The organism is Pilimelia terevasa (assembly GCF_014647915.1).
Taxonomy (GTDB): Bacteria; Actinomycetota; Actinomycetes; order Mycobacteriales; family Micromonosporaceae; genus Pilimelia; species Pilimelia terevasa.
Genome location: NZ_BMQC01000002.1, coordinates 279247 through 295907 on the forward strand (window position 1 = coordinate 279247; position 16661 = coordinate 295907).

The 16661-nt window shown below is 73.6% G+C and carries 12 protein-coding genes; 8 read left to right on the top strand and 4 right to left on the bottom strand.

From position 1 onward, the window contains the following. Positions 1–41: 41 nt before the first annotated feature. Entirely contained in the window at positions 42–902 is an 861-nt protein-coding gene (locus IEY75_RS04275) for a peptidoglycan DD-metalloendopeptidase family protein (protein ID WP_229789339.1), read from the bottom strand. A 193-nt stretch (positions 903–1095) separates the two neighbouring features. Then, positions 1096–2592, bottom strand: a complete 1497-nt coding sequence (locus tag IEY75_RS21225; protein ID WP_189112857.1) for a signal peptidase I — start codon at positions 2590–2592, stop codon at positions 1096–1098. Positions 2593–2792: 200 nt separating this feature from the next. Here IEY75_RS21225 and IEY75_RS04285 point away from each other — a divergent pair, with 200 nt between their 5' ends. The 6 genes from IEY75_RS04285 (at position 2793) to IEY75_RS04310 (ending at position 9135) form a co-directional block, all read left to right on the top strand. Then, a complete protein-coding gene (locus tag IEY75_RS04285; RefSeq protein WP_189112858.1) occupies positions 2793–3923 on the top strand; it encodes a hypothetical protein in 1131 nt (376 codons plus the stop codon). A gap of 2 nt (positions 3924–3925) precedes the next feature. Then, complete coding sequence (locus IEY75_RS04290) at positions 3926–5575, top strand: GGDEF domain-containing protein (RefSeq protein WP_189112859.1); 1650 nt, start codon at positions 3926–3928, stop codon at positions 5573–5575. Positions 5576–5626: 51 nt separating this feature from the next. After that, positions 5627–6268 (top strand): TasA family protein, encoded by a 642-nt coding sequence (locus IEY75_RS04295; protein WP_268244326.1) that lies wholly within the window; start codon positions 5627–5629, stop codon positions 6266–6268. Between the two features lie 113 nt (positions 6269–6381). Further along, the gene (locus IEY75_RS04300) at positions 6382–7617 is read left to right on the top strand and encodes an EAL and HDOD domain-containing protein (RefSeq protein ID WP_189112861.1); all 1236 of its coding nucleotides are present in this window, start codon (positions 6382–6384) and stop codon (positions 7615–7617) included. Positions 7618–7717: 100 nt separating this feature from the next. Continuing rightward, positions 7718–8545 (top strand): MBL fold metallo-hydrolase, encoded by an 828-nt coding sequence (locus IEY75_RS04305; RefSeq protein WP_189112862.1) that lies wholly within the window; start codon positions 7718–7720, stop codon positions 8543–8545. Continuing rightward, the gene (locus IEY75_RS04310) at positions 8542–9135 is read left to right on the top strand and encodes a DedA family protein (protein WP_189112863.1); all 594 of its coding nucleotides are present in this window, start codon (positions 8542–8544) and stop codon (positions 9133–9135) included. Before IEY75_RS04305 ends, IEY75_RS04310 begins: the two co-directional genes overlap by 4 nt. A 4-nt stretch (positions 9136–9139) precedes the next feature. Here IEY75_RS04310 and IEY75_RS04315 read toward each other — a convergent pair whose 3' ends face one another. After that, complete coding sequence (locus IEY75_RS04315) at positions 9140–11071, bottom strand: alkaline phosphatase family protein (RefSeq protein WP_189112864.1); 1932 nt, start codon at positions 11069–11071, stop codon at positions 9140–9142. Positions 11072–11400: 329 nt separating this feature from the next. On the opposite strand from IEY75_RS04315, the gene IEY75_RS04320 reads away from it, so the two are divergent. Continuing rightward, on the top strand, positions 11401–12762 hold the full coding sequence (locus IEY75_RS04320) for a NucA/NucB deoxyribonuclease domain-containing protein (protein WP_189112865.1): 1362 nt from the start codon (positions 11401–11403) through the stop codon (positions 12760–12762). 43 nt (positions 12763–12805) lie between these two features. Next, positions 12806–13222, top strand: a complete 417-nt coding sequence (locus IEY75_RS04325; RefSeq protein ID WP_189112866.1) for a hypothetical protein — start codon at positions 12806–12808, stop codon at positions 13220–13222. Between the two features lie 1040 nt (positions 13223–14262). On the opposite strand, the gene IEY75_RS04330 is transcribed toward IEY75_RS04325, so the two are convergent. Further along, on the bottom strand, positions 14263–16434 hold the full coding sequence (locus tag IEY75_RS04330) for an acyltransferase family protein (protein ID WP_189112867.1): 2172 nt from the start codon (positions 16432–16434) through the stop codon (positions 14263–14265). Positions 16435–16661 lie beyond the last annotated feature (227 nt).

Sequence of the window (16661 nt, forward strand, 5' to 3'; positions counted from 1 at the left end):
GGCTTCCGCGTACCCGGGAACCGCGGTGCGGCGGCCGGGCGTTACTTCAGGACGACGCCCTTGAGCTTGAGGAACGGCAGCGGGCTGATCGCGTTGGCGTGGGTCGCCGGGGGCGCGTGCACGTGGATCTCGAAGTGCAGGTGCGGGCCGGAGGAGTTGCCGGACGAACCGGTGATGCCGATGAGCTGCCCGGCGCTGACCCGCTGGCCGACGCTGACGAACGGCTTGCGGGCGAGGTGGCAGTACCGGGTCACCACGTCGGCCGCGTGCACAATCTCCAGGTACCAGCCGCAGCCGCTGATGTTGACCGAGCCGTCCTTGTCGCAGCTGTAGCCGCGCGGGACGTTGCAGTAGACGCCGATGACCTGGCCTGCCGCAGCCGCGCGCAGCGCCGCGCCCTTGCGGACGGCGATGTCGATGCCGTCGTGGCCGGGCCGCGACGCGGTGCGGAAGCCGCTGCCGGCGGCGCCGGGGACCGGGGCGGTCCAGCCGGACCGGCTGACGACGACGCCGGTGGCGGGCGTGCTCGGCTTGGCCACGGGCGGGGAGACCTGCCCGCCGGCGCCGCAGCGGGGGACGGCCGCCGTGCCGCGCACGACGTAGGCGTCCGAGGCGTACCGGCCGCCGGAGAGGCGGTTCCACAGGTTGGTGGTGCGGACGGTGCCGTAGATCTTCTGCCCGACCACCTGGCAGATCAGGGCGACACGGGTGCCGCTGGCGAGCTGGCTGGTCCGGGCGGACACCGTGGACGGGCCGGAGCGGATGTTGAGCTTGCCGCCGGAGACCTTGATGACGCCCATGGCGTTGGCGGCCGCGGCGGTGACCGGCGTGCCGGCGAACGTGCCGATCGCGATGCCGAGCGTCGCCAGGATGCTGATCCCGATGTGGGCTGGCCTGCGCATGTGGTGTTTCCTCCCCCTGGGCACGTCGGGTGGTCGGTGCCCGGCTACCACGCTCCGGCAGGTGCGTGCGATCGCCGTTGCCCCTGGGATGCCATCCGGTTGCAGTCAGTGATGTCGATGCGTGGGGGTGCGCCCAGGCGTCGTCCGGGGACCGCCCGGCGGTGCCGGCGGGTCCCTGATCAGTGGGTACGGGTCAGTGCGGGGTGGGGCGCTTCGGCTGCCAGAGCACGATGATCGACACCAGTACGCCGAGGGCGGCCAGCGGCGGCCACTGCTTGTGCTGCATCCACAGGACGGGCAGGCCGACGACGGGGATCCGCAGGCGCGCGACGCCCCGGACCTTGTCCGCCTCCACCGGGGTGGAGTCGTTGGCCTTGTTGGCGTCGCCCTTGGTGATCACGGTGCCGTCCTTGCGGTGCCGGACGAGGCGGTGCAGCAGCAGCTTGCCCGGCTTGGCCGGGTCGTCCATGAGGATGACGCTGCCCTTGGGCAGCTTGGCCACGTCGGCCGCCTTGACCGGGGCGGTGGCCACGACGTCGCCGACGCGGATGGCCGGCGCCATGGACGCCGAGATGACCACCGATGTCTGCCAGCCGAACGCCACCGGGATCAGCGACCAGGCGAGCATCCCCACCGCCAGCGCCAGCGTCAGCCGCCGGACCAGCGACAGCGCGGTGACGCCGAGGTCGCCGGCCTTCTGGAGCGACGTCAGGCGCAGCGGGCCGGCCGGTGCCGACGGCGACGGCGCGGGGGAGGCAGCGGCGCGGGTCGCCCAGGCGGCGCCGGGGCCGATCCGGGCGGGAGCGGGACCGGGCACCGGGCGGACCGGCGCCGCGAACGTGGAGACAGGCGCCTCGCCGCCGCGCGCGGCGATGGCGGCGGAGAGCCCCAGCGGCGCGGTGGCGGGCGCGTGTACGGCGGCTGCGGGGGGCGCCTGTACCGGCGCGGGAGCCGGCGGAGCCGCGGCGACCGGGGACTGAGGTGCGGGAGCAGGCAGCGGCGGGGCAGTCGGCGGGGTCGGCGTGGTGCGGGGAGGCTCGACGGGAGCGGGCGGTACGTCGGTTTCCGGCCGCGGGTCCGGCACGGCGGTGGGGTGCGGGTGCTGTCCGGTCGCGGGAGTGTCCGGTGTGGGCGCCGAGGCCATTGGGACAGGCGCCATAGGCGGGACGGGTGCGACAGCGGGGACGGGTGCGACAGCCGGGATCGGTGCGACCGGGGGAGCGGGTGGGTCGAAGTCGCGCGGGCCGGCGTCGTCCGGGTCCGCGTCGGCCGGGTCGGCAGTGGTCGGCGCCTCCGCCGCGGACGGCTGCTCCGCGTCGTCGTACCCCGCGTCCGCGTCGTCGTTCTCCGCCTCCGCCTCATCGTTTCGGGCGTCCGCCTCGTTTCGTGCGTCCGCCTCGTCGTCGGGCCACGCGTCGGCCCCGTGGTTGCCCGCGTCGGCCGGACCGGTCCCGTACGCGGCCGGATCCGCCGCCCAGTCGGCCGGGACCGGCGGGTAGGCGTCGCGCTCCGGCTGCGGTACCGGGGGGGCGTTCGTGGTGTCGACGGCCAGGCCGGCGGTGTCCAGGGGCGCCAGGTCGGCGGCCGCGAGCGCGGCCTGCTCCAGCGGCCCCGGGGCCGGGGCCTGGGCGCGCCCACGCAGGCGCTGCCAGGGGCCGGGCCGGCCGCGGTGCCGAGCGGGTGCCGACATGTGGTGGTCCTCCTCCGACGTACTTCTTGCTACGCCAGCAAGGTCGGCGGCGGCGGGGGTGACCTGAGCTGATCACCGCTAGCGCTCATGCCGGCTCGGAGCCGGCCGATTAGGTGGGCCACAACGATCGCGGTTTGGAGGAACGGATGCCCCGCGCCTACGGTCGACACTCTCACGACACCTGGCATGGCGTGTGGGCGATGCTGTTCTTCGGCTCGTTCGGCCTGCTCATGATCTTCGCCATGTCCCCGCAGGCGATCAACGATCCGGTCAGGATGAGCCAGATCGCCAGCGTCGCGCTCAGCGACGACGACGGCGGCCAGTCGATGTTCAAGCTCAACCGCCTGGGCCCCGGCGCCCCGGTCAGCCGGTGCATCTCGGTGCGGTACGACGGCGGGCCCGGCGGCAGCGAGGTGCGCCTGATCGCCCAGAACGTCACGGACATCACCGCCGGCGGCGCCGGTCTGGCCAACCACATCCGGGTCCGGATCAGCCGCGGTACCGGCGGCAACTCGTCGTCCTGCGTCGGCTTCACCGGCTCGGCGATCTACTCCGGCTCGCGCAGCATCGCCGACCTGACCGCCGTCGGCGGCGTCGGCACCGGCTGGACGCCGACCCCGAACCAGACCCAGACCTTCCAGGTGACGGTGTGGCTGCGCAGCGACGCGCCGCAGCAGGCCCAGGGCGCCCGGTTCAACGCCGACCTCGCCTGGGGCATGGTGACCGTGGGCAGCGTGCCCGTGACCCCGACGACCCCGCCGGTGGTCGTGCCGACGACCGCGCCGCCGGTGGTGCCGGCGGTCCCCACGACCGCGCCCCCGGCGGAGCCGACGACGGTCCCGTCGCCGGCCGTGGTGACGACGCCGCCGCAGCCCAACGCGAACCCGTCGCCGGCCCCCCGCGCACCCGACACCGGTACCGAGAAGACCACGCCGACGGCGGCGCCGGCGGCGCCCGGCGGCGGCGACCAGCGGAAGACCGGCGGCGGGGGCGAGAGTGCCAAGTCGCGCCCCGACGCGGCCAGGAGTCCGCTGGGCAGCGCCGTCCGCAACATCAAGAACGTCGCCGCGGGCGTGGCCAAGGGCATCACCGAGTTCACCAAGGCGGCCGGCACGGCCGCCCAGGGCGCGCTGCGCAAGCCGCAGTACACGTCCGTAGCCATTGGACTGATGTTCCTGTTCCTGCTGGCGCAGGACCGGTTCGACCGGCGGGACCCGAAGCTGGCGCTGGCGCCGGTCACCCGAGAGCCGTACCTGATTTTCGCGGATTCGGCGGACGCTGCCGAAGAGACGAAGGAGTACGCGCGCTTCACCGAGCCCGAAGGGGGGTGACCATGCAGAACAAGGTGAAGGCCGGTGAGCTGGTACCGGTCGAGGACCGCGTCCGCTGGACGCTGGGCACCCGGTTCCTGCTCGCCGCCCTCGTCGCGGCCGTCTGGCTGGCCGGCCTCGGCGGCGACCCGCGCGGGTACACCCACTACTGGCTGGCGGCGCTGGTCGGCTGGCCGGTGCTGAGCGCCGCGACCCTGTTCGCCGGGCGGCTCGGGCGCCGCGGCACCCGCATCTCGCTCACCGTGGCGATGCTCGTCGACGGCGTGCTGCTCACGTTCGCCTGGTGGGCCACCGGCGAGCTGAACAGCGCGCTCGCGTACGTGATCATCCTGCACGCCATCTCGGTGACGCTGCTGGCCTCGTTCCGCACCGGCGCCAAGATCGCGGTGTGGCACAGCGTGCTCGCGCTGATGATCCTGGAGGCGGACCGGGCCGGGCAGTTCGGCGGCTCCCACCCCTACGCCGCCGGTGAGCTGTGGCTGTACCTGGCCGCCATCTGGACGGCCGTGCTCGGCACGGCGTCGTTCGCCGCGCACAACGAGCGCGAGCTGCGCCGCCGCCGGTACGACAGCGAGGTGCTGCACCAGTTCGGCGTGAAGGTGGTGTCCAGTTCCGACCCGGACGCCGTGGTGTCCGCGCTCGCGGCCTTCGCGCAGGCCGAACTCGGCGCCCACCGGGCCGCCGTCCTCGCCTACAGCACCGAGGTCGTCGACCCGACGACGCAGCGGCTGCTCGCCGCCGTCGTCGACGGCGAGGGCGCCCCCGCGGTGCACCGGATGCTCGCCCACGCGCACCCGCAGTCGCTGGTCGGCGCGGCCATGGCCAGCGGGCAGACGCTCCTGCGCTCCCGCCTCGACGCCGCCCACGACCCGTGGCTGTCGGAGGTCATGCCGCAGGCCCGCGCGTTCATCGTCGTCCCGTTCGTGCTCGACCAGGTCCGCGGCGCGCTCGTCATGCAGATGGGCCGCACGGGCAAGTGGGCGCCGCGGGTGGAGCGCCGCGTGGTGAACACCGCCGAGCAGGCGACCAGCCAGGCGGCCGGCGCGCTGGAGCTGTCGGTGCTGACCGAGCGGCTGCGCGCGCTGTCGCACACCGACGGCCTCACCGGTGTCGCCAACCGGCGCCGCTTCGACGAGGTCCTGGAGGCCGAGCTGCGGCACGGCGGCGAGACGGGTACCCACCTGGGCCTGCTGCTGATCGACATCGACCACTTCAAGCGGCTCAACGACACGTACGGCCACCAGGTCGGCGACGAGGTACTCAAACAGGTCGCCCAAGCGGTTCGCGCCGAATGTCCTGAACCGCACCTCGTGGCGCGTTACGGCGGCGAGGAGTTCGCCGTGGTCCTGTCCGGCGTCGACCCCGTGGCCGGCCTGGCCGCCGGTGAGGCGGTCCGGCGGGCGATCGCGCAGTCGTCGGCGTCTGTCCCGGTGACGGCGAGTATCGGCGTGGCCTCGTACCCGGGCCACGGGCTGAGCGCCGCCGAGGTCATCGCGGCGGCTGACGCCGCCCTGTACCGGGCCAAGGCCAACGGCCGCGACCAGGTCCAGGCCGGCGAGGCCGCGGCACCGAGCAGGTTCGGCCGAACGGCCGACAGCACCGACGCGGGCGTCCCCGAAAACACTTCAGGCGACGCGCCCGCGACCCGATGAGACTCCACAGCGTCACAGCGGCGCTGACGTAGGAGACCGTAGGAGGATGCCATGGATGGGCACACCAACGTCCCCCCCGGCCTGTCGGCGCACCCGCGCGGACGGGACCGATGGCGGGGGGCAGCCGTTGTCGTCGGACTCGTGGTGAGCGCTGCGCTCGTCTGGCAGTCCACGCAGGCGGCGTTCACGGCCACGACCGACAACTCGGACAACGCGTTCGGGGCCGGTACCGTGACCCTGACCGACGATGACGGCGGCTCGGCGCTGTTCACCGTCCCGGACCTCGCGCCCGGCGACACGGGCAACGCCTGCATCGAGGTGACGTACGGCGGCAGCCTCGCCGCGGCCGTCAAGCTGTACACCCTCAACTACAGCGGCGTCGACGGTGCCGCCGACGGTGTCACGCTCGACGACAACCTCGACATGCGGATCCAGATGGGCGACGCGGACGACACCTGCGCGCTCGCCAACGGCTGGAGCGACCTGGCCGGCGCCGCGCCGGGCACCGACATCGCCACGATGCAGGGCGCCCGTACCAACCACGGCAACGGCTACACCGCCTGGTCGCCGACCGGCGCGGGCAACGAGGTGCGGGCGTTCCGGTTCACCTACACGCTCGACTCGGGGACGCCGAACACGGCCCAGGGCGACGACGTCGAGATCGACTTCCGTTGGGAAGCGGTGAGCACCTGATAGGCACCTGACCCAGGTGAAGTGAGTGAGCCGGTGCCGGGTCGCGCGTCAACCGCGCGGCCCGGCACCTGGCATTCGACCCCGGCACCGCGACTACCGCCTGCGAGGCGAGCATGACCGAACTGGACGACCCCGGCGCCGTGTACCTGCGGCACCGGCCGCTGCACACCGCCGACCGGTACCTCGTCGGCTTCACCCTCCAGGTGGGGCACCCGGGGGAGGTGCCCGCCGCCGGGCGCGACGACCGGGCCGCCCGCGCGCTGGCCCACCACCTCGGCACCCGGCAGCGCCAGGACCTGGCCGGCGGGCGCCAGTTGCTCGTCCCGCTGCCAGCGCCGATGCGCACCGGAGCCGTACCGGTGCCGTTCGGACCCGAGGTCCTCGTCACCGCCCCCCTCGGCCCCGCCGACGACCCCACCGCCGCCGGGCTGGCCGCCCTCGCCGCCGCCGGCCACGCCCTGGTCCTCGCCGGTGGCACCGCCGCCGCCGACCCCCGCCTGCTCGGCCTCGCCAGCTACGTCACCCTCGACCTCGCCGCCGACCCCGACGCCCTGCGCGACCTGGCCGACACCTGCCGACACGGCCGGGGCCGGCTGCGGCTCATCGCCGGCGGCGTCACCACCGGCGCCCACCTGACGTACGCCGAGCTGCTCGGCTGCGAGCTGCTGGAGGGGCCGCTGCTGGAGCGCGGCGCCGACCGGCCCGCCGGCACCGCGGACGGGTCGCGGATCGGCCGGGTACAGCTCCTCGCCGCGCTGCGCCGGCCGGAGACGCCGCTGGGCGAGATCGTCGCGATGGTCGCCCGCGACCCGGGGCTGGCGTTCCGGCTGCTGCACGCCACCAACTCCGCCGCCGCCGGGCTCACCCGCCGGGTGTCCTCCGTCCGCGAGGCCGTCGTCCTGCTCGGCCTGGGTCGGGTCCGGCAGTGGGTGTCGATGATGGCGCTCGCCGACCTGGCCGACGTGCAGGAGGCGCCGCTGCTGCTGGCCGTGGCCCGGGCGCGGATGTGCCAGGTGGTGGCGGAGCGCATCGACGCCGACGGCGAGGCCGCGTTCACCGCCGGCCTGCTGCTCGGGGTCGCCGACCTGCTGGGCGGGCCGGTGACCGCCCTCACCGCGCAGTTGCCGCTCGCGCCCGCGCTCGCCGCCGCGCTGGACCGGGGCGCCGGGGAGCTGGGGCGGGCGCTGGGGGCGGTGCGGGGGTACCTGCGCTGGGCCGCGCCGCCGCTGGGCTGGCCGCTGCCGCTGGCGGAGCTGGCCGACGTGTACCTGACCTCGTTCGCGTGGGCGACGCGGATCCTGGCCGACATCGTCACCCCGTCCGCCGGCCGCCCCGCCGCGATCGCCTGACCGCGGGCGTTCTGGCTGCTCCTGCGCTGTTTCGGGCCGGAGATCCGCTGATCCCGCGCGGGCCGGTACCGGCACCCGCCGGTCGGGTTACCGTCGTCGGATGGGGGACCGGCTGAGGTGGTGCGGGCACAGCACCGTGTGGTGGGAGCAGGGCGGGGTCGGCCTGCTCACCGACCCCGTACTCACGTCGCGGGTGGCCCACCTGCGCCGCCGGGCCGGGCCGGCGCCGGTCCTGCCCCGCGCCCCGGACATCGTGCTGCTGTCCCACCTGCACGCCGACCACCTGCACGTGGCCTCGCTGCGGCGGCTGCGCGGCGCGACGGCGTTCGTCGTCCCGGTCGGCGCGACCCGGTTCATCCGGCGCGCGCTCGGGCCGGGGTTCGCCGCGCGGTGCATCGAGTTGCCGGTGGGGGAGCAGTGGCGGTACGGGCCCGTGGTGGTCCGCGCCGTGCCGGCGGCGCACCACCGCGGGCGGCACCCGTGGTCGGCACACCGCGCCGACGCCGTCGGCTACCTGGTCGGCGGTGCGCGGCGGGTGTGGTTCGCCGGGGACACCGGCCTGCACCCGGACATGGCGGACTTCGGCCCCGTCGACCTCGCGCTGGTCCCGGTGGGCGGCTGGGGGCCGACCCTGGGCCCGGGGCACCTCGACCCGGCCCGCGCGGTCGAGGCGGTGCGGCGGGTGGCGGCGCGGGCGGCGGTGCCGATCCACTTCGGTACGTTCTGGCCCGTGGGCTGCGCGCGGGTGCGGCCGGACCTGTTCCACGAACCGGGCGCGCGGTTCGCGGCCGAGGCGGCCGCCGCCCTGCCCGAGCTCGCCGTGACCCTGCTGGCGCCCGGCGAGGAGACGACCCTGCCCTCGGCCGGGGCGTGGCCGGACGAGGTGGCCGGGCCGCCCGGCCGGTCCGCCGGGGGCGACGACCGGTGACGGCGGTCCTGCTCTACCTGCTGGCAGCCGTACTGGTGGGGGCGGTGCTACCCGTCGTCCCGACCGGCGCGGCGGTGAGCGGGGCCGCGGCGTACGCCTGGCACCACCACCCGCCGACGGTGCCGCTGGTCGTCCTGACGGGCGCCGCGGGGGCGTGGACCGGTGACCTCGCCGTGTACGCGGCGTGCCGGTGGGGCGGCGAGCGCCTGGCCCGCCGGCTGCGCTGGCTGCGCGACGGCGAGTTGACGGCGACCCTCGCGGCGCGCCTGCGCACCCACGCCGTACCGGTGCTGCTGGTCTCCCGGCTGCTGCCCGCCGGCCGCATTCCCGTCCTGGTCGGCGCGGCGCTGACGGGCCTGGCGACGGCGCGGTTCGCGGTGGCGAACGCGCCGGCCTGCGTCGCGTGGGCGACGGCGTACGCGGCGGTGGGGCTGGCCGGCGGGGCGCTGTTCGCCGAGCCCTGGCAGGCCGTCGTCGCCGCCGTCCTGGCGGTCGGGGCGATCTGGTACGCGCTGTCGGCGTTCGCCCGGCCGGCCGCCCCGCCACCCCCGGCGCCGCCGTCCCCCGCCCCGGTCGACCCGGCCCGCTGACGCGTCAGGCGGCCGGCGGCGCCAGGCCCAGCTCGTCCCGCCAGCGGACGAGCTGGCGGTGCACGGCGGCCGGTCCCGCCAGCTCCTCGTCCACCCGCCAGGCCGCCGGGTGCAGCAGGACCGCCTCGGTCTGCCAGCCGCCGAGCCCGCCGTGGTTGCCCACCAGCTCCTCGAACGCCGCCACCTCGTCGGTGTCGGGGTCGACTGTGGACACCAGGACGAGGTCGCCGACGTCCGTGCGCCGCTGGTGGTCGCGGACGGCGGCGGGCGCGTGCGGGCCGTACGGCGCGAGGGGGTCGGCGCCGGTCACCGCCCCGCCGTCGAGCCGGTGGACCCCGTCGCCGCCCACCGCGACCGGACCGGCCGGGCCGTCGTCGACCACCACGAACCCGATGCCGGGGTGCGCGGCCAGGGCCCGGACCAGGCCCGGGTACGCCGACTCCAGGGCCGCCCAGTCCGCCCGGCCCGGCAGGGCGGTGAGGTAGACCAGCGCCAGGTTGCCCGAGGCGGCCACGACCACCTCCTCGCCGGCCGGCGGCGCGGCGGCCGCCCGCGCCGCGGTGACCTCCGCGCGCACCACCTCGGCGAGGGTGCGCCCGTACCGCTGCCGGAAGGTCGACCCCTGGCTCTGCCCGTGGTCGGAGAGCACCACCATGCGGTAGTCGCGCCCGCCGCCGTGGACGGCCAGCCGGCTGAGGATCCCCACCACCCGGTCCAGCGACTCCAGGACGCCCATCGCCTCCGCCCGCGCCGGACCGGCGTGGTGGGCCACCTCGTCGTAGTCGACGAAGTCGCAGAAGACCACCGGCGCCCCGGCGGCGAGCTGCTCGGCGACCAGCGACACCGTGAGGTCGCGCAGCAGCACGTTGGTGGCGGGGCGCAGCAGCAGGTACCGGCCGCCGCGCCCGACCCGCGGCCACACCCGGCGGCGGCGTTGCAGCCGCGCCTGGTGCAGTTCCTTGAGCATCTCGCCGACACCGAGGACCAGCACCCGGGCCAGCCCGTACGGGCTGGTCATGAACGCCGCGTACGCCGCTGACCGCCCCGGCAGGGTCCCCCGGCTGACCGTCAGCAGGCTGGCGGCGGCGTCGCCGGTGAAGACGTTGCTGACGCTCGCCCCGCCGCCGGCCAGAAGTCCCCGGCCGGTGCGGATGCGCTCCTCCACCTGGGCGGCGTCGCGCGGCCGGCTGGTCACCACGAGCCGGCCGGCCGCCTTGTCGTACCACCGGAAGCCGGGGACCGCGCGGTCGTCGCCGTACAGCAGCCCGGCCTGGGCGGCCGGCGTCGTCGCGGGCAGGCCGGTGTGCCAGCGCCGCAGCCGGTACCGGCCCGAGCGCAGCCAGTCGCCGATGTGCGGCAGGTTCCCGGCCCGGACCGCCCACTGGAGGATCGGCGCGGCGACCCCGTCGAGCTGGATGACGAGCAGGCCGGGCGCGCGGTGCCCGTCGACCCTGCGCCGGCGCACCATCCGGCGCAGGGTCTCGGCGATGAAGGCGTCGTCGGTACCGGCGTCGGCCAGCCAGTGCACCATCGCCGACAGGGTGGCCGCCACGACCGCCGCGACGAAAGCCAGCGCGAAGGGCAGCGGCTGGCCGTCGGCCAGCAGCAGCGCCACGTAGATCACGGTCGCCTGGACGAACACCCCGACCACCAGTGCGCCGTACCCGCCGAGAACCGTGGCGACGACGAGCAGCAGCGGCCGCAGGACGGCGCCGACGGCGGCCACGAGGACGACCAGCCACAGCATCGACAGGACGCCGCGGGTGTTGACGCCGGGCAGCAGCCACAGGGTCAGCGACAGGACCAGGAAGGAGATCGCGGTACCGCGCAGCAGCGAGCGGACCCGGGCGATGGTGGGCCGCCAGTCGCGCAGTACCCGCACCCCGAGCCGCACCCGGGCGCGCGGGCCGCCGCCTGGCGGCGCTCCCGCCGACATCCCCCCACGATCCCACGGCGCCCCCGGGGATTCCCGCTTTCCCGGTGCCGACGTGCGCCCCACCGCCTCACCGCCCGCCTCGTCCTCCCGTAAGCTCGTTTCGACGCTGCGGCCTCCGACATCCCGAAGCAGGGAGGGCGGGGGCCGCAGCCGTATGCGCGCGTACCTTCACACCGGGTGCGCGTGCACCGACTGGACCGCTCAGTAGCGGTCAGCATTGCGATGGGTGGCGAGACGCGAATCACAATGTCCGATAGCTGACATTGCTCTACCGCTGCTGCTCGGACTCTCGGGACTATCGCGGCGACTGCATGCAGATTGGAGAAGCAATGCGCCTGAACAAGGCTGCTCTCGTACTCGCCGTTACCATCGCGTCACTTGCTCCGCCGTCAGTTGCGACGGCAACCACGAAGCCCACCAATCAGTACGGAATGACGTTCAAGGAAAATGCGGCAGGCAGCACGCTATGGAACCTGCCACCAACACAGAAAACAGTCACCGACGACGACGCCCGGCGTCGGATGATCAGCGCGCCCGCCGGAAGGCCATACTACGCCGGCCAAGAGGATCAGGCGTCCCGCTTGCCTGGAGGTCATGTCCCACCAGCCGACCCGTGGACAGATCCTGATACAAAGGAATGCATCTCGAAACTTGATCAAGGAAACGAGATCGGCTTTTCGCTTAACCGCTGGGTATGGTGCGGATATCTGAAGTCGTACCATTACGAGATTAGCCCGCAGGGCGCTCGGCTCGGCTGGTTCGAGATGAACACGCTTGCTGTCGGATATGGCCGTGAGGACGGGAAGCGTACTTTCGATGTCCGCTTCGTTCCCCAGAAGGTTGTTTACGGCGGTACCTACAAGCCGACAACGAAAGTGAAAGTCGGCATGGAGTGCAAGCCTGACATCCGTGGCTGCAAGGCCGAGGGTGCCGAAGCGTGGCGCACTACCGTCGAGTGGGAGACGAGTGTCGGGAACTGGATTCCTGGACACATCGAATCCGATGCTGGCGCTGGCATTGGGGACACGAAGCTCGGTTACCCGATCTACAACTTTTACACAATTTTCAGGGACGGGTCCAGGAAAGACGCTCCGCAGCACTGGATTCGCTGCGATTCGGCTACCTATTTCCACGCACGCCCCGCAGCTTGCATCGTATGGGACGTGAGTCCACGACTCGTGTATGCCATCTACGACAAGGACGGCAAGCCGACTGGTCAACATGGGGTGGCGAAACACATCAAGGACGCTTTGGACAAGCCCGACGACACTTGGCCCCGCAAACTCGACGGCGCCAAGAAGATCCCTGGTCGATACAAGCAGCCGACGGACACCGAACCGTTTCCCGGACTCCAGCGAATTCCCGTCAATAGCCAGAGCTACCGGGCGCACCGGTATGAGACATCCTTGGCGTGCAACCGGCGTCCCCCCTACCAGGATACCGGCCTGCCCACCCCGCCTACCGGTGATGACCAGTGCGACGAGTACCCTTTCGCTGCCACAAAGCAGGGATCCGCAAATATCTACTGGGATTTCTCGGTACGAGCGGTGAACGGCAAACAAAACGGCTCAGCCGGTTCGGTGCTAAGCAACTACTACCTGTGGGACCGACAACTGCACGTCCAAACCATGGACGGACAGCCCGCTGACTTCGATGGCTACTGGGTGGACATCCTTGACCGACAGCCCTGATCGCTGCTGGGTGTCGCTTGCGACCCCCCCGCACAACAACACCGTGCTCATCGTCGATGACGGCTTGGCCGACCCGCCGGAGGAGCCGTTCGATGATGCTCGCCGGCTGGCCTTCCTCGCTGACGATGTGGTCTGCCTGTATGTCCTGTCCGGCGGGTGGCGTGAGGCGGCGGTGACGTTCGGTGCCGTCCCCGGCCGCCCAGAGGACGGCGGGCTATGGGATGAGATGGCCGAAGGCACGATCCGACTCAGTACGGGACGGCTGGCAGTGTCGATCGCTTTCGAGCAGACGGGATCGCCGCCGTGCGTCGTCGGTCCCCCCGGCCGGTACGGGGTCAAGGTATCGGCCAGGGGCCGGGACCTGGCACGGAAGCTGCCCCAGGTGCGCGAGCTTGAAATGGCCGACATCCCGGTGGGTGTGGAGCAGTTTCTGGTGGAGTTCTGGCCGTTGGCCGACTGACGCTGTCCTGGCGTACGAGAGAGCGGTGTCGGACATGGACAGGCGGATTCTGCTGAAGGGTTCGGCCGCGTTGGCGCTTGCTCCCGCCGCTGTCAGCGACCTGGTGCACCACGGCTTCGCCGCCGCCCTCAAGCGACGAGACCGGGTGGACGGGTGGCTCGACACCGTGGAGCGGTACGGGGCTGACTACATGCAACTCGGAGCGCGGGACATACAGGCGCGACTGGCCAGGGACCTCGTGGTTCTCCAGCAGGGGTTGGCGCATCCGCAACTGTGGGGCGTGGCGGCGCGGCTGGCCACGGTGTACGGGAAGACGTTGCCGAGCAACGAGGGCGGTAAGGGTGCCGTCACGTGGTACCGGACCGCCGCCCTGATGTCCGACCGCTCCGAGGACGACGCGGTGCGGGTCTGGGTGCGCGGGCGGGCCGCGCTGGCGCTGGCCTACGAAGGCGCATCGCTCGGATATGCCGACAAACTGGCGGACGAAGCGCTGGCGCTCAGCGAGAAGACCTCCTTGGGCAGGCTGAACGCTCTCGTGGCCCGGGCGCACGTGTACGGCCACCGAGGGCGGGAGGCCGAAGCGCTGGACGCGCTCAGCGCCGCCGAACGGGTTGCCGACGCAACGCTGTCTGACGAGCAGATTTCCGATTTTGCCGTCCCGGCCTGGCGCTACCACACCTTCAGGTCGATGTTGCTGTCCCGCCTGGGACACCCGGATGCCGCGGTCGAGCAGGACGCCGCGGACAGGACCCGGCCGGAGAGCCTGCCGAGGTTCGCCACCCACATCGAGCTGCACCGGGCGCTGACGATGGCCAGGCAGGGCGACCGTGACGCGGGTACCGGCTACGCCCGGGCGGCACTGGAGCGGCTACCGGCGGAGAAGCGTTCGCTGAGCCTCAACTTGATGATGGCGGGAAATCGAGAAGGCATAGCGGGAACCGCCAACCCGATCAACGACCTCCACGACACCATTGCCTGCGAGCGCGGAGTCCGCAGGCTGACCACCGGAGAAAAGCTGTGCCGGACGTTCGGCTGCGGCGTCAGCTCCGGGTCGTGCGTCGGGGCGCGGGGCGCGACGCCCGCTTCTCGCCCGCGTGCAGCGCCCGCCCCAGGACCGGTGCCAGCAGCGCCGAGTACGCCGTGGTCAGGTGGTTGTTGTCGCGGTACACGAGCGTGTTGGCCACCACCGGCGGGCAGGACGTGGCCGTGCACACCCACGGCAGCGGGTCGATCACCTGGACGCCCGCGTGGCGCAGCGCGTTGGCGATGAGCTGCCGGCGCTCCACCGCCGGGACCGCGTCGCGTCGCGCCCGCTGGCAGGCCCGGGCGTCGTTGACGTGGGCGACCAGGCAGGGCAGGACGTCGTCGCGCAGATGGGGGGTGGTGTTGATGAACGTGACCCGGGCGCCCGTGGCGCGTAGCTGCCGCAGCGTCTCGCGCCAGCCGGCCAGCCACACGTCGGGCGTGTCGGTGCCCCCGTCGGGCGCGGTGGTGTACGTGCCGGTGTTCGAGGCGACGACGAGCCGGGGCTTCATCTCCTGGATGCGTTGCAGCGCGCCGCGGCGCCAGCGCGAGCAGTCGTGGAGCAGCCGGCGGTCGGTGCGGCCGTAGACGAGGACCGAGGCGGGCGTGCACTCGTTGCGGATCCACACGGCCAGGCGCCAGCGCCGCTGCCGGGCGATGGCCTCCATGGCGTTGAACCAGTGGCCGGCGTGCGAGTCGCCCAGCAGCACGACGGTGGTCGACGAGGACAGGTCGCCGTACAGGCAGTGGGTGGCCTGCCAGGCCGGCTTGTCGCTGGCCTGGCACCCGTCGGTGTACGGGGCGGGCAGGTTGTCGGCGGCGGCCTGCAGCGGCGGGGTGAGGTTGGCCGGCACGATCGTCGGCTTGTTGCTCGCGGTCAGTAGCTGGGTGAGCCGGCCCTGCGGCGACGGCGCGGCGGCCACGGCCGCCTGCGCGTCGAGCTGTTCGCCGCGGCCGCCCGCGGTGGGGATCATCTGCGTGGCGGCCAGCGCGGCGAGCGCGGTGAAGGCCGACAGCGCCCCGCCGAGCGCCAGCCCGCGGGTCGGGGCCACGCGCAGGGTCGGCAGGTGCCGGACCGGGTTCTCCAGCAGGTGGTGGGAGGCGGCGGCGACCACCAGGGCCAGCCCGACCAGGCGGAGTCCGGTGTCGGGGTCGAGCCTGGGGCCGAGGACGACGGCGCCGAAGGTCAGGAACGGCCAGTGCCAGAGGTACCACGAGTAGGACAGGCGGCCCAGGTACTGCATCGGGGGCAGGCTCAGCACCCAGGCGACCGGCCCGGCCCGGCCCGCGGTGCCGGCGGCGATGACGGCCGCGGTGCCCAGGACGGGCAGCAGCGCGGCGTAGCCGGGGAAGTCGGTCGCGCCGGTGTAGGTCACGGCGCCGGCCAGGACGGCGGCGACGCCCGCCGGGGCCAGGAGCAGGGCCGCCCAGCGGGGGATGCGGGCCAGCCACTCGGCGCCGACCGCGAGCAGGACCCCGACGCCCAGCTCCCAGGCCCGGGTCGGCGAACTGAAGTACGCCCAGTGGGGCAGCGCCTCGGTGGCGAACACGCCGAGGGCGAAGGAGGCCGTGGCCAGCCAGCCGACGATGGCCGCGAGCCGCCGCACCGGCACGCCCGTGCCGCCGCGGCGCCGGTACAGGCCGACGAGGCCGAGCAGCAGGACCGGCCACAGCAGGTAGAACTGCTCCTCGACGGCGAGGGACCAGAAGTGCTGGAGCGGGGAGGGCGGGTCGCCGTGGTCGAAGTAGTCGGTGCCGACGTACGGCAGCCGCAGGTTGATCGCGTACGCGGCGGTGGACAGGGCGTCCAGCGCCGTGCGGGCGGCCCGCAGCGGCTGGACCAGCCAGGTGGCGACCAGGACGGCGAGGACGACGGGTACGGCGGCCGGGATCAGGCGCAGCGCCCGCCGGGCGTAGAAGCGCCGGATCGACACCGTGCCGGTCGCGCGGACCTCGCGCAGCAGCGCCCCGGTGATGACGAAGCCGGAGATGACGAAGAAGACGTCGACGCCGACGTACCCGCCGCCGAACGTGGCGTACCCGGCGTGGCCGAGGACGACGAGCAGGACGGCGACGGCGCGCAGTCCCTCGATGTCGGTGCGGAACGCGGCGGGGTGGGCGCTGCGCAGCGAGCCGGCCGCGCGGCGGGCGGCGGCACGGAATCCGGTCAGCGGCGACTGCATGAACATGCGGGCGTCATACCGTCTCGTATTCGGGCTTGCGGCTACTGGGGCTGGTGACCGCGGGCGTGGCGACTGCGGTCGGGCGACCGCGGCCGTGGGACCGCGGTCGTGGGACGGCCGGAGCGGTGCGTCCGGGTCCGGGCGTCCCGGTCCGGGCGTCCCCGATTCCGGGGTGCTGGTCCGAGGTTTCCCGGTCGGTGGGTGCGTTCCGGGCGTTCCGGCGTCGGCAACGG

Excerpts from the sequence above, each read along its gene's own strand:
- IEY75_RS04275 (WP_229789339.1), bottom strand. The coding sequence starts at position 902 with ATGCGCAGGCCAGCCCACATCGGGATCAGCATCCTGGCGACGCTCGGC.
- IEY75_RS21225 (WP_189112857.1), bottom strand. The coding sequence starts at position 2,592 with ATGTCGGCACCCGCTCGGCACCGCGGCCGGCCCGGCCCCTGGCAGCGC.
- IEY75_RS04285 (WP_189112858.1), top strand. The coding sequence starts at position 2,793 with ATGCTGTTCTTCGGCTCGTTCGGCCTGCTCATGATCTTCGCCATGTCC.
- IEY75_RS04290 (WP_189112859.1), top strand. The coding sequence starts at position 3,926 with ATGCAGAACAAGGTGAAGGCCGGTGAGCTGGTACCGGTCGAGGACCGC.
- IEY75_RS04295 (WP_268244326.1), top strand. The coding sequence starts at position 5,627 with ATGGATGGGCACACCAACGTCCCCCCCGGCCTGTCGGCGCACCCGCGC.
- IEY75_RS04300 (WP_189112861.1), top strand. The coding sequence starts at position 6,382 with ATGACCGAACTGGACGACCCCGGCGCCGTGTACCTGCGGCACCGGCCG.
- IEY75_RS04305 (WP_189112862.1), top strand. The coding sequence starts at position 7,718 with ATGGGGGACCGGCTGAGGTGGTGCGGGCACAGCACCGTGTGGTGGGAG.
- IEY75_RS04315 (WP_189112864.1), bottom strand. The coding sequence starts at position 11,071 with ATGTCGGCGGGAGCGCCGCCAGGCGGCGGCCCGCGCGCCCGGGTGCGG.
- IEY75_RS04320 (WP_189112865.1), top strand. The coding sequence starts at position 11,401 with ATGCGCCTGAACAAGGCTGCTCTCGTACTCGCCGTTACCATCGCGTCA.
- IEY75_RS04330 (WP_189112867.1), bottom strand. The coding sequence starts at position 16,434 with ATGTTCATGCAGTCGCCGCTGACCGGATTCCGTGCCGCCGCCCGCCGC.